At 72.2% G+C, this 13,767-nt stretch carries 7 protein-coding genes; 2 read left to right on the forward strand and 5 right to left on the reverse strand.

Annotated elements, in window-relative coordinates:
* The first annotated feature begins 400 nt into the window (after positions 1–400).
* Positions 401–4,393, forward strand: a complete 3,993-nt coding sequence (eccCa, locus tag ACY34M_RS31085) for a type VII secretion protein EccCa (RefSeq protein WP_462721816.1) — start codon at positions 401–403, stop codon at positions 4,391–4,393.
* Positions 4,394–4,480: 87 nt separating this feature from the next.
* Here eccCa and ACY34M_RS31090 read toward each other — a convergent pair whose 3' ends face one another.
* From ACY34M_RS31090 to ACY34M_RS31105, 4 genes are all read right to left on the reverse strand, one after another.
* Complete coding sequence (locus tag ACY34M_RS31090) at positions 4,481–5,731, reverse strand: S8 family serine peptidase (RefSeq protein ID WP_462721815.1); 1,251 nt, start codon at positions 5,729–5,731, stop codon at positions 4,481–4,483.
* Positions 5,728–9,045 (reverse strand): right-handed parallel beta-helix repeat-containing protein, encoded by a 3,318-nt coding sequence (locus ACY34M_RS31095; RefSeq protein ID WP_462721814.1) that lies wholly within the window; start codon positions 9,043–9,045, stop codon positions 5,728–5,730. Before ACY34M_RS31095 ends, ACY34M_RS31090 begins: the two co-directional genes overlap by 4 nt.
* Before the next feature lie 144 nt (positions 9,046–9,189).
* On the reverse strand, positions 9,190–10,374 hold the full coding sequence (locus tag ACY34M_RS31100; protein WP_462721813.1) for an RICIN domain-containing protein: 1,185 nt from the start codon (positions 10,372–10,374) through the stop codon (positions 9,190–9,192).
* Positions 10,371–11,126, reverse strand: coding sequence for a type VII secretion system-associated protein (locus tag ACY34M_RS31105; protein WP_462721832.1), 756 nt, complete (start codon positions 11,124–11,126; stop codon positions 10,371–10,373). The genes ACY34M_RS31100 and ACY34M_RS31105 overlap by 4 nt, the downstream gene beginning before the upstream one ends.
* Before the next feature lie 410 nt (positions 11,127–11,536).
* Here ACY34M_RS31105 and ACY34M_RS31110 point away from each other — a divergent pair, with 410 nt between their 5' ends.
* Complete coding sequence (locus tag ACY34M_RS31110) at positions 11,537–12,520, forward strand: mannose-binding protein (protein ID WP_462721812.1); 984 nt, start codon at positions 11,537–11,539, stop codon at positions 12,518–12,520.
* 65 nt (positions 12,521–12,585) lie between these two features.
* Here the strand turns inward: ACY34M_RS31110 and ACY34M_RS31115 are convergent, their stop codons facing one another.
* Positions 12,586–13,746 (reverse strand): cytochrome P450 family protein, encoded by a 1,161-nt coding sequence (locus tag ACY34M_RS31115; RefSeq protein ID WP_462721811.1) that lies wholly within the window; start codon positions 13,744–13,746, stop codon positions 12,586–12,588.
* Positions 13,747–13,767: the final 21 nt, after the last annotated feature.

The raw sequence follows: 13,767 nt of genomic DNA on the forward strand, positions 1-13,767 counted from the left end.
GACAGGGATGTGCGAAGAGTACGGAAAGCGCGCACGGTGAGGAACGGCGGGTCCGGGCAGTGGAATTGAGTCCCGCGGTCCGGCGACCGCCTCATCCCGCGTGGACAGGGCGCGTTCCGTGAATGCAGACTACTGCCTGTGCCCGCCGGATCGCACTGCCGACCGGACTCTCTTTGTCCGGTGCGGACTTGCTCTCGGGAGTCGGCTGCCCTGTTATGCGCTCGAAGTTTTCATCCGGTGTTCACCGCGTGAGCGGCGACCCGGAGAATCGGCGTGGTGCGGTCTTTCCCGGAACCGGTGCACCGGTACTCGGTCCGGGCCGGAAAGTCAGTGAAACCGGAGGTTCTGTTCCTTGAGTGTGGTGCTGTTTCGCCGGCCGGCCCGTAGGCGTGGACCGGAGATGCCAGACGGGCAATTGACCCTCCAGGAGCCACCGGTCCTCGCCGAGACCGTGCCCGACACATCGGCGATCTGGACCTATTTGCCGATGGCACTGATGTCGGTGTCGATGATGCTGATGTTCCTGCGGACCGGCGGCAGCAACGGCATCTTCATGTATCTGGCGATGGGTGTCATGGTGATCGCCGCCGCCGCGATGCTCCTGGGGCAGCTGATGCGCCGCGCCGGTGAGCGCAAGCAGCGCCTCAAGGGCGAGCGGCGTGACTACCTCCGGTACCTGGCGCAGATCCGCAAGCGGGTCCGTACCACCATCGTCGAGCAGCAGCGGGCACTGGCCTGGCGCCACCCGGAGCCCTCCTCGCTGCGTTCGGTGGCCCGCACCTCGCGGCTGTGGGAGCGGCGTCCGGCCGACGAGGACTTCGGCGAGGTCCGGCTCGCGGTCGGCGAGCAGCAGCTCGCGGTGACCCTGGAACCGGTCTCCACCCGCCCCGTGGAGGACCTGGAACCGCTGTGCGCGCACGCGCTGCGCCGTTTCATCCGCGCCTACTCCACCATCCCCGACCAGCCGCTCGGGCTGTATCTTCGCTCCTCGGCCAGGGTGTTGCTGCGCCCCGAGGCAGCGGCCGGCGAGGAGAGCGCCGAGCGCGGCGGCACGCAGGGCTCCGAGCGGGACACCGAGGCGGTACGGGACCTGGTGCGGGCCATGCTGGGCCAGCTCGCGGTCTTCCACGCGCCCGAGGAGCTGTGGCTCGCGCTGTGCGTCAGCGACGAGCGGCGGGCCGACTGGGAGTGGACCAAGTGGCTCCCGCACGTGCTGCACCCGCACGAGGAGGACGGCGCGGGCCAGGTCCGCCGGATCACCGGTGACATCACCGAGCTGGACGACCTGCTGGGCGCCGAGTTCGCCGAGCGGCCGGGCTTCGACCCGGACGGCCGCCCCGACCGCGACGAGCCGTACACGGTCATCGTCCTGGACGGTGTCTCCGTCCCCGAGGGGCACCGCTGGGAGGGCCACGGTTACCGCAACGCGCTGGTGCTCGATGTCTCGGGCGCACTGCGCTGGCGTCCCGGCCGCAACACGCTGCGGCTGACCGTCGGGCAGGGCCGGGTCAATCTGGTGCGCACCGACCGCAGCCGCAAGGAGCGCTCCGTGCCGCTCGGCACACCGGACCGGCTCGGCGTGCTCGGCGCGGAGGCGCTGGCCCGGCTGCTCACACCGCGCCGGATCAGCCTGGGCGGCGACATATCCCAGCCACTGGACAGCGACGTCGAGTTGACCACCCTGCTCGGCATCCCGGATCTGCACCGGCACGACCCGCAGATCCTGTTCGACCGGCACTCCGGGAGCGGGCGGCTGCGGGTCCCGATCGCGGTCGGTGAGAACGGCCGCCCGATGGAACTCGACATCAAGGAGTCCGCGCAGGGCGGCATGGGACCGCACGGCATGCTCATCGGCGCCACCGGCTCCGGCAAGAGTGAACTCCTGCGCACCCTCGTCCTCGGTCTGGCCCTGACCAACTCCTCCGAGACACTCAACTTCGTCCTGGTCGACTTCAAGGGTGGCGCGACCTTCCTCGGTCTGGACGAACTGCCCCACACCGCGGCCGTCATCACCAACCTCGCCGACGAGGCCGCGCTGGTGGAGCGGATGCAGGACGCCCTGCACGGTGAGCTCATCCGCCGCCAGGAACTGCTGCGCGCCGCGGGCAACTACACCTCCGCCCTGGAGTACGAGCGGGCCCGCGCGGCCGGTGCCGATCTGAAGCCGCTGCCCAGCCTGTTCGTGGTGGTCGACGAGTTCAGTGAACTGCTCTCCGCTCACCGCGAGTTCATGGACCTGTTCGTGATGATCGGCCGCCTCGGCCGTTCGCTCGGCGTCCATCTGCTGCTCGCCTCGCAGCGTCTCGACGAGGGACGTATGCACCAGTTGGAGAGCCACCTCTCCTACCGGATCGGTCTGCGCACCTTCTCCGCCATGGAGAGCCGCGGTGTGCTGGGCGTCCCGGACGCGTACGAGCTGCCGGCGCAGCCCGGCAGTGGCTACCTCAAGTCCGGTGTGGAGTCGCTGATCCGGTTCCGTGCGGCGTACTCCTCCGGCTCCTACCGGCGCCGCACCGGGGCGGTCGTGCAGGCCCGGGTGGCCAGCCAGGTGGTGCAGTGGACCAGCGGCTGGGTGGTGCCCCGCACCCTGGAGGCGGCCCCCGAGCCGGAGCCGGCCGAGGAGGAGAGCGGCGACGAGGAGACCCTGCTCGAGGTCGCGCTCGACCGGCTGCGCGGCTCAGGACCCGATCCGCACCGGGTGTGGCTGCCGCCGCTCGGCGCGCCCTCGCCGCTGGACGAACTCCTGGGCGGGGTCGTGCCCGACGAGGAGCGCGGGCTCACCGCGGCGAAGTGGTCCGGCACCGGCAGGCTGCGGGTCCCGGTCGGTCTGGTGGACAAGCCGTTCGAGCAGCGTCGTGACCCGCTGGTCGTGGACCTGTCCGCGGCGGGCGGCCACGTCGCCATCGCGGGCGGTTCGCAGAGCGGCAAGTCGACGCTGGCCCGGACGCTGATCGCCGCGCTCGCGCTGACCCACACGCCCCGCGAGATCCAGTTCTACTGCCTGGACTTCGGTGGCGGCGGTCTCTCCCAGTTCGCCGGTCTGCCGCACGTCGGCGGGGTCGCGGCGCGGCTCAACCCGGAGCGGGTGCAGCGCGCCGTCTCCGAGGTGATGGCCCTGCTCGCCCGGCGTGAGCAGTTCTTCGTGGACCACACCCTGGACTCCATGCAGTCCTACCGGCGCCGCCGGGCCGCGGGCGAGTTCGCCGACGAGCCGTTCGGCGATGTGTTCATGGTGGTCGACGGCTGGTCCACGGTCCGCCAGGACTACGACGAGCTGATCCCCAAGTTCAATGAACTCGCCGCCCGCGGACTGAACTACGGCATCCACCTGATCATCACCACCACCCGCTGGGTGGAGCTGTCCGCGCAGGTCCGCGACCAGTCGGCGACCCGGCTCGAACTGCGCATGGGTGACCCGATGGACTCCGAGATCGACACCCGCAAGGCCCGCACGGTGCCGCGCAGCGGCGGCCGAGGCATCACCGCCGACAGCAAGATGCACTTTCTGGCGGGCCTGCCCCGCCTGGACGGCAGCGGGTCCCTTGAGGACCTCGGCGACGGTGTCTCGCACCTGGTCTCCGAGATCTCCCGCGCCTGGACGGGTGCCCGCGCCCCGCAGGTCCGGATGCTGCCGCACCGGCTCCCGCTGGCCGAACTCCCGGCGCCCGAGAGCACCGAGGGCGGCGGGATGCGGCTGCCGGTGGGCATCGACCAAGACGCTCTGGAGCCGGTCTGGCACGACTTCAGCCGCACTCCGCACCTGATCGTGGTCGGTGACACCGAAAGCGGCAAGACGAACCTGCTGCGCCGCATCACGGACGGCATCACCAGCCGGTACGCCCCGAACGAGGCGAAGATCATCGCGGTCGACTACCGCCGCACCCTGGTCGACGCCATCCCCGAGGAGTACCGCATCGGGCACGTGATCTCCCTGGACAACCTCACGGAGACCATCGACGGCGCGGCCCGTGCGCTCAAGACCCGGGTGCCCGGCGCGGACATCGCGCCCGCGCGGATGCGCAAGTGCGACTGGTGGACGGGCCCGCGGCTTTTCCTCCTGATCGACGACTACGACATGGTCTCCGGCAACTCGTTCCAGAACCCCTTCGAGCCGCTCTTCGAGCATCTGACGCTCGGCTACGAGATGGGGCTGCACGTGGTCGTCGCCCGCAGCGCGATGGGCGCGGGCCGCGGTCTCAGCGACGCGCTGGTGCGCCGCCTGGACGAGGCCAACAACCCGGCGGTCCTGCTGTCCTGCCCGCCCACGGAGGGCCGCCTGTTCGGCAGTGCGAAGCCGCTCAACCTGCCGCCGGGCCGGGCCCAGTACATCGCCCGCCGCCGGGCGCGGCTGATGCAGACGGCGCTGATGGAGGAGCTGCCGCAGGAGAGCTGAGCCGGCGCGAGAGGCGCACGGCACAAAGGAGCGGGGGCCACCCGAGGTGGCCCCCGCTCTCGCGTTCCCTCCGCGTTCCCTCCGCCTTCACTCCGTGCCGGAGCCGCCCTGTTCGGCCGGGCGCCAGCCACGGGAGCGGGCCCGTGGCAGCGCGAACGCCAGCCAGACGACCACCAGGACGACGGCGGACCCTCCGAGCAGCATGCCGGTCGCCCGTCCGGTGGCCCGCTCGGTGTCCGAGGTGTCGCGCACGGTCACCGGCTCCGCGGCGCTGTCGGAGCCACCGGAACCGGACGACCCGGAGTGACCGAAGACCGTGGTGACGGCCGCGTACGGGTCCAGCTGCGGGGTGTCGGCCGGGTAGGCGGTGGCGGTGAGCCGGTGGGTCACCTCGGCGGCCGAGTCGTCGGGGCGTGCGGCGCGCACCACGGCGGCGGCACCGGCCGTGTAGGCGGCGGCCACCGCGGGGCCGCCGCCGAGGTAGTGGCCGGTGCCCCGGGCCCCGCCCGAGACCACTCCGGCCCCGGGAGCGGCCAGGTCGACGCCCGCGGTGAGCAGTGAGTTCTTGGGCCGGGAGCCATTGGGCAGCATGTCGGCGACCGACAGGACGCCGGGCTCGGCGGCCGGCCAGTAGAGGCGGGCGGGGATCTCTTCGTCGCCGAGGGTCTTGGGCGGGTCCGGGGTGGCCGCGGCGACCACGACGGCGCCCCCGGCGCGGGCTTCGGCGATCGCGCGGGTCAGCTCCTTGTCGCGCCGGGGCAGCGCCACACCGATCGCGATGACCCCGGCGCGGGCCTGCGTCGCCGCGCGGACCGACGACGTCACGAGCGCGGCTTCGGCCCGGCCGTTCTTGTCGGTGCCGCGCAGCGCGAGGATCTCGGCGCTCGGCGCGACCCCGGCGAGCCGGGGGCTGGCCCCGCCGTCACCGGCGATCAGCCCCGCCAGGAAGGAGCCGTGGCCCACGCAGTCCTCACCGGCGGCGCCGGACGCGGTGACCCGGCCGTCGAGCCCGGCGGCGTCCGTCGCGACCCCGGTGTCGATCAGGGCGACGGTCACGCCCGCACCGGTGCCGTCGCGGCGCACCTTGTCCAGGTCGAGACGCTGGCGCGACCAGTCCTGCTTCTTCGCCCGTTCCTTGGAGGCGGGCACGCAGGACGTCTTGCCGTACTTCGTGTCGAGCGCGGACGGCATTCCGGGCAGCGCCTGACCTTTGTCACCGTCCGCGGCAGGCAGCCGCGGCGGGGCGGACTGCACCGGCGGGGCCACCGACATCAGCAGGGCGGCGGCGACCGCGGCGCCGGAGAGCGCACGTGCGGCACCGCGCGCGGGCGGCCTCATCGGGGCGCCGCCTTCGGCTCGGCGGTGGTGACGTCGTCGGGCAGCAGGATGCGCAGGTCGTCCAGGGTGGGCGAGGCCAGCGAACTGAGCCGTCCCGCCTGTCGGGTGACCATCGAGTCGACCACCTGACGGGCCAGCCGGGCGTTGCCGAAGGTCCGATCCCTGGGCAGCGCGTCGAAGTACTCCTTGAGCAGCGGACCGGTGCCGGGACCGCACTCGTAGCCCATGTTCGAGGCCTGGGCGCGCACGATGGTGACCAGTTCCTCGGACGAGTAGTCGGCGAAGGCGATCCGGCGCGGGAAGCGCGAGGACAGGCCGGGGTTGGAGCCGAGGAAGCGCTCCATCTCGTGGGTGTATCCGGCGACGATGACGACCACCTCGTCGCGGTGGTCCTCCATGAGCTTCAGCAGCGTGTCGACGGCCTCCTGGCCGAAGTCGGCGCCGCCCCCGCGCGGGGTGAGGGTGTAGGCCTCGTCGATGAACAGCACGCCGCCGCGGGCCCGTTCGAAGACCTCACGGGTGAGCTGCGCCGTGTGGCCGATGTAGCGGCCGACGAGGTCGGCGCGGGCCGCCTCGACCATCTGGCCGCGTTGCAGGATGCCCAGCTGGGTGAGGATCTCGCCGTAGAGGCGGGCCACCGTGGTCTTGCCGGTGCCGGGTGGGCCGGTGAAGACCAGGTGGTGGCTGAGCGAGGGCACCGGGAGTCCGGCGGCGGCCCGGTGCCGGGCCGTGGTGATGAGGTTGACCAGGTTGGCGACGTCGCGCTTGACCTCGGCCAGACCGATCATGTCGCCGAGGCGGGTCAGCGGGTCGTCCTCCTGGACGGCGCTCTCGCCGCCCTGTCCGGCGGCCGTCGCGGACACGTCCTCCGGCAGCAGCAGCCGCAGATCGTCTTCACCGACCTGCTGGAGGGTGGCGAGCCGGACCGCCTGTCTGTCCACCATCTCCTCGAACACCCCGCGTGCGGCGCGGCCGTTGCCGAACCCGGCGTCGCGCGGCATCGTCTCGAAGTGCGCGGCCAGCGCCTCCGCGGTGCCCTCGCCCAGCTCGTACTGGTGCTGGGCGCACATGCTCTCCATGATCGCGACCAGTTCGGGCACCGAGTAGTTCTCGAACTCGACGGTGCGTGAGAAGCGGGAGGCGAGGCCGGGGTTGGAGGCCAGGAACGAGTCCATCTCGCGAGAGTATCCGGCGGCGACCACCACCACGTCGTCGCGGTGGTCCTCCATCAGCTTCAGGAGGGTGTCCACGGCCTCCCGGCCGAAGTCGGCGCCGCCGTTGCCGCTGTCCGCAGCGAGGGTGTACGCCTCGTCGATGAACAGGACGCCGCCGAGGGCCCGTTCGAAGGTCTCGGTGGTCTTGATGGCGGTACCGCCGACGACCTGGGCGACCAGGTCGGCGCGGGACACCTCGACGAGGTGGCCGCTGCGCAGCGAGCCCAGCTCGGCCAGGATCGCGCCGTAGAGGCGGGCCACGGTCGTCTTGCCGGTGCCGGGCGGCCCGGCGAAGATCAGGTGCCGGCTCATCGGCGGGGCGATCATGCCGAGTTGCTCGCGGCGCTGGGCGAGCTGGGTCAGATTGACCAGCGTGCCCACCTGCTGCTTGACGTTCTCCAGGCCGATCAGCGCGTTGAGCGCGCCGAGCGGGCCGCCCTCGCGGTCCGGCGGCGGCGCGTCGGCGGCGCCGGAGCCGGCCGGGTCGGTGTTCTCGGCGTTGCCGCTGCCCCAGGCGTCGCGCTTGCCGTTCCCTGTGCTGTTCAGGCCCTCGACCGCGAGCCGTTCGCCGGGGGCGGTCTGCACCAGCCCGGCGCCCTCGTTCTCCCGGGCGGTGCAGTTCACCAGTGAGACCGGGGCGGTGGACTCCACCCGGAAGCCGTCCTGCGCGCCGCCGTTGGCCTCGCAGCCGCTGAGCGAGGCGAGCGAGCCCTCGCGGAGCAGATATCCGTGCCCCTTGGCGGCGTGCACGGTGGTGCGGTTGGCGGTGAGTTCGCCGCCCGCGGCCACGACCACGCCTTCCTCGGCCGGTATCTCGACGCGGAAGTCGCGGACGGTGACGTTGCCGCCGTCCTCGACGACCAGTCCGTTGCGGACGGAGTCGGAGACGCCGCCGCCGGCCAGGTAGAGGGTGCTGCCCGCGGCCACGCGCACCCCGGCGCCGTTCGGCCGCACGATCTCGCAGTCCTCGGCGCGCCCGCGGGCGCTGTCGGTGGCCGCGATGCCGTCGCCGTTCGGCTCCACCAGGCGGGCCCGGCGCAGCATCGGGTTGGCGCCGCCGCGCATGGCGATGGCGGGCGCGCCGCCGATCACCTCGAGGCGGTCGAGCTCCGGTGCCGCGTCCTCCTCCAGGAGCAGTCCGGTCTGGTCGGCGTCGCGGACGGTCAGTCCGGTCAGCGCCGGGGAGGCGGCTCCGGCGACGCGGAGGGCGGCGCCGCGCGCGCCGTCCACCCAGCAGTCCTCGAAGGTGCCGCGCGAGCGGTCGGTGACCAGGATGCCGTTGCCCCGGGTGCGCGAGACGCGGCAGCGGCGCAGCACCGGGTCGGTGCCGGCGGCCAGCGCGATCCCGTTCCCGGACGCTCCGGTGACACGGACGTCCTCCAGGGTCGTGCGGCCCGCGGTGCTCACGTGCACACCGGTGCTGGTGTCGTGCACGACGGTGCGGGTGACCGTGAGGGCGGAGTTCTGCTCCAGGGCGAGGGAGGGCTTGTCGGTGGAGGAGATGTCGCAGTCCTCGACCGTGCCGCGGGACTCGCCGTTGGCGAGGACTCCGTTGCCGCGGGCATCGCGCACCGTGCAGTCGCGGATCCGGGCCTCGCCCTGCTCGGCGAGGACCAGGCCGCTGGTGCCCAGGTGCTCGAAGGTGCAGGACTCCACCGTGGTGGGCGTGGTGGAGGTGATCACGACGCCGGCGCCCTGGGAGTTGCTGATCCGGCACTCGCGCAGGGCGAGCGAACCGGTGCCGCCCGCCAGCATCGCCGTCCAGGCGGCACCGACGATCTCGCAGCCGTCGAACGCGGCCTGGCCGCGCCGTACGTCCACCGTCGGCAGCTCCGCATCGCCGCCGCGCAGGGTCAGCTCGGAGACCATCACGGCGTCGGCGCGCAGCGCGATCACGCTGCCCGTGCGCGGCCGGACCTCCACGGTGCCCCGGCCCTCGGCGGCGGTGAGGGTGACCCGGGTGGAGATCACGAGATTCTCCGCGTACGTCCCGGGCCGCACGCTGACCAGCGCGCCGGTGCGGGCAGCCGCGAGTGCCTCACCGATGGTCCGGTAGCGGTCCCCGGTGCCGGGTCCGACCGTCAGTACCTGGCGCGACACGCACCAACCTCCTTGCTACGGCGGCGTCCTGAGCGGGCTCCCCCGATTTCCGGGGGTGCCTGTCGGCGAGCCGACGGTGTCATCATGCCTCGTCGTGGTGACGGGCGGCGGACCGAGGGTGGTGCCCCGGTCCGGTGCGTCCGGTCAGACGCTCCACTTCTGTGCGTCGGCGCCGTTGCAGGTCCACAGCTGCACCGGTGCCTTGTTGTCCGGGTTGCTGCCCTTGATGTCGACACACATGCCCTTGACGGTGTTGACCAGGTCATGCGCCTCGTTCAGGACGAACTTCTGGGCGTCGTTGCCGTTGCACCAGGCGATCTGCATCGGTGTGCCGGGCGTGAAGTCGGCGTTGGCGACGTCCAGGCACATGCCGTGGATCCGGACGGTGCCGTCGGAGGCGAACTGCCATTTCTGCGCGGGGCCGTTGTTGCAGTCCCACATCATCAGCTTCTTGCCGTCGCTGAAGTCGCCGGCCGGCACGTCGAGGCAGCGGCCCGCGAGGTGGCTCCGCAGGGCCATGGGGGCGCTGAAGGTGACGTTGCCCGCCTTGGCCGGCTTGTTCTTCTTGGCGTCCGACTCCTTGTCGCCGGCCGCCTTCTTCGCCGGTTCCTTCTTCTCGGAGGACCCGCTCTTCGCCTCGTCCGTGCTTTCGCTCTTCGCGGCGGAGGGAGAGGCGGCGTCGTGGCCGGCCGCTACCTTTTCACCGGAGTCCTTCTTGTCGTCCTTCGAGGCGCTGGGGCTGGGCGTGGACTCCGAGAACGCGCCGGGGGCCTCCGTCTCGTCGCCGCCGAGGACGGTGCCGGCCGCGGTCGTCTCCTTGCGGTCGTTGTCGTCCTTGTCGCCGCCGAGCACCAGGAACGGTACGGAGACCAGCAGCGCGCCCGCGACCGCGGCACCGGCGATCACCGCCTTGCCCGGACGCCCCACCGCGGCGGCGGCCTGCGGCTTGTCGATGGCCGTGGCGCTCATGGTGCGGACGAGGGCGGGCAGTCGGCTCTTGGCCGCGGCGGCGGCGCCGGGGTCCGTCTCGGTGTCGGCCCCGGATCCGGTGCGGCCGTCGGCGTCCGCACCGTCGCCGCTCTCGCTCGCGCTCTCGTTCTCGTTCTCCGGAGCGGCTTCGGGGCCGGTGTCCGTGCTCTGCGCACCGGCCGACGCGGCACCGTCGGCGGTCGTCGCCTTCCCGGGCTCGGACGGGGACTCGGCCCCGGACTTCTCGGGCGTGGGTACGGGTTCGGTGGCGGCGGCGGTCGCGGCCGTGGCCGTCTCCTCGCCGTCCGGCCCGGTCTCCGCCTTGGCGGAGGTGGGGGGCTGCTGGGCCGAACGCGTCACGGGGTCCTCCCTGTGATGTGGGGCCGGGGTTCAGGGGAGTTGTCGGGCCGGGCGGCGGTGTCCGCCACGGGCGCCTGCTCGGCGCCCGGACCCGGTTCGGGGCCGAGCAGACGGTCTGCCGGGACGAGCAGAGGTGCCGCTGCCCCGGCGTTGGCCAGCAGCAGGGCGTCCGATCCGCTCAGGGACCGGGCCAACTCCCGCGCGGGAAGACTGTCATGGCGAAGTGTTGCGGACATGAACGCGTGTGCCGCGGAGGTGAACAACAGCACCACCGGCTCCCCGTCCCGTCCGGCAGCCGTGAGCGGGCCGCCGTCCGGTGAGCGCACCACGGTGACCTCGGCGTCGGCGAGCGCCGCGACCGCGTCGTCCGCCGTGCCGTAGCCGGTGGCGGCACGCTGGGCCGCCGTGTCCACGGGGTCGGTCGGCTCGGGCCAGCCGAGCATCCGGGCCGACGGCCGGTACCCCGGATTGGCGCGGTAGTCACCGACCTCGCCGCTCGCGTCCGACTGCCATTCGCCGAGCACCGCCCACTCCGGAGGGGTTCGCTCCTCGGTCCACTCCGGGTCGGCCACCCCGATCCAGTGGCCGGGCGCGCGGCGGGCGGCGGCCCGCACGGCCTCGGGTATCTCGGGGGCTTCGGCCGTGTCGGCGGCAGGGGTGACGGCGGGCTCGGGGTCATGGGCCGTCCCGGAGCCGTCGGGCGCCTCGGGCAGGGCCTCGTGCCTGCCGTCCTGCCGTTCTCCGGGCCGCATCTCCACCTGAACTCTTTGGTCCGTACGAATTCCTGGGTGCCGCATGACATGCGCACACGCCGACACTGATCAGATCAGGCGTCAACAGGATGCCACACACGTCCCTTCAGTATTGGACCCGGGAAGACCCGTATCGGTCCACAGCCTGCCCGTTTGCCGCCCGAGTGCGGAACTTAACGGGATCAAGGCGGAGTTGGCGGACATAGCGGGGACGGTGGTGGGGCGGGAGGAGCGGCCGTGACGGATGCGACGGGCTAAGTTGGGTGTGTCTTCGACCCCCCAGCCGTACCGGGCCGTGCGTGACCGGTGCCGGGTACGGCGCCGAACTGCCGGTCCCCCACGCGGCGTTCGTCCCTTCTCGCCGCAGGGGCTCCGTACACCGACAGCTCCGCCCCGAGTAGGAGTACCGCATGTCCACCGAGCAGCAGCCCCCCGGCTCGAACGGGGCGGCGGCCGCCGCCTCCCACAAGGCCGGTACCGAACCGGCGTCGGGCGCCGCGACCGCCGAACCCGAGTCCGCCGCACCGGAGTCGGGCGCCGCAGCGAAGGAACCGGGTCCCGCGGCCTCCTCCGGATCCGGCGCACTGCCGCAGGAGACGCCCGCCTCCTCGTCCCCGGACCCGGACGCCGAAGAGACCACTGGTGCGCGGAAGACGAAGAAGGCGAAGGAGGGCGTCGCGGTGGCGACGGCCGTCGCCACCGTGCAGCCGAACACCAAGACCCGGACCGGTGTCGACGGCGGCCGCCCGCGCAAGCCGGTCCTGGCCGGGGCCGCGCTCGCCGGGGCCGCGCTGGTCGCGATACCCATGCTGCTGATCGGCTCGAAGGACGACGGGCCCCGCGACGACAAGGCCAGGACCGCGGCGGAGTCCGACACGGTCCTGAACGCGGACTCCTCCCCCGACGACCTCGGCGACTACGTGGCAGAGGAGCCGAAGCCCTCTCCCAGCAAGGAGAAGGAGACGCCGAAGGCGGTCGTCAAGACCGTCGCGCCGCCGCCCGCGCCCACGACGAGCGCACCCAAGCCGAAGGCGACACCCAAGCCCAAGCCCAAGGCGACTCCGAAGCCGAACTGGGGCGCCACGACGGTCGGGGCGCCCAGCGTCCTCGAGGTCAACCAGGCCTGGACCACCAACCGCATCCGCATGATCATGCAGCCCGACGGCAACCTCGTGGTCTACAACGAGAAGAACAAGCCGATCTGGGCGTCCATGACCTTCGGCGAGCACCACCGGGCGATCTTCCAGAACGACGGCAACCTCGTCATCCACAACGGCGACGACCGCCCCATCTGGGCCTCCAAGAGCCACGGCCACGAGGGCGCCCAACTGATCCTCCGCGCCGACGCCAAGGTGGTCATCGTCCACCAGGGGCGGGTCATCTGGTCGACCTGACCGACTTCGATCTCTCGATCGTCCTCACTCACAGAGCTTTCCGTTCAACCGGATGTTGCCACGTCTTACGGCCCCGGCTGGGAGGTGAATCCATTGGGCGCCAAGACGAGAAGCGACGTCAGCCCGCGGACCAGGCGGGTGCGCCTCCAGCGCAGTTCAGCCGCCGGTACGGCCAACTGAAGTCCGGGGAAGCGTGCCAGCACGGCTCGCAGAACGATGTCCGCCTCGGCCTTGGCCAGCGGTGCGCCGACGCAGCGGTGGATGCCGTGGCCGAAGGCGAGGTGGCCCGCGGCATCCCGGTCCAGGTCGAGCTCGTCCGGTCCCGGGAACCGCGCCGGGTCACGGTTGGCGGCCCCGAGGGCGACCAGCACCGGAACGCCCGCTGGGATCTCGGTGCCGCCGAGCGTGACGGGCTCCGTGGTGAACCGGAAGGTGGAGGTGCTCACCGCGGAGTCGAAGCGGAGCAGTTCGTCCAGGGCGGCAGGGATCTCGTCCGGGTTCCGCCGGAGGCGATCCAACTGGGCCGGATGCTGGAGCAGCGCCAGGAGGGCGTTGCCGAGGGCGTTGGTGGTGGTTTCGTGTCCGGCAACGAGCAACAGGACGGCGAGCGAGACCAGTTCGGTCTCGGTCAGGCGATCCGCTCCGTCCCGGGCGGCGATCAGCTCGTCCAGGAGACAGTCGCCGGGGGCGAGACGCTTGGCGGCGATCAGGTCCGTCATGTATTCCGCCATCGCGTGCGATGCCGCGTCGATGACATCGGGCTCCCCCGCCGCGAACAGTTCCGCGGACCACCGCCGGACGTCGGCCCGGTCGGCCTGCGGCACTCCGAGCAATTCGCAGATCACGGTGACCGGCAGGGGAACAGCCAGACCGGCCACGAAGTCGAACGGTTCGCCGACGTGCCACTGGTCCAGCAGTTCCTCGGTGACACGGGCGATGAACGGACGCAGCCGCGCGACGGCCCCGGTCGTGAACGTCTTCGTCACCAGCTTGCGCAGCCGCGTGTGCTCGGGTGGGTCGCTGGCGAGCATGGTGTGGCCGACCGCGGGGTGCAGACGTCGCCGTGACTGCATGCCCGCGAAGAAGGCGGACGTGTCCTTCGACAGCCGGGCGTCGTTCAAGGCCTCCCTGGCCTCCGCGTACCCGGTGACCACGTAGTTGGTACGTCCACCGGAGCCGCCCGGTACGGGCCGCACCGGGCAGGGGTCCTGGTTCGGGTCGGCCATGGTCTCGGGCTCCAATGGTGT

The organism is Streptomyces sp. EDA2-14 (assembly GCF_054963755.1).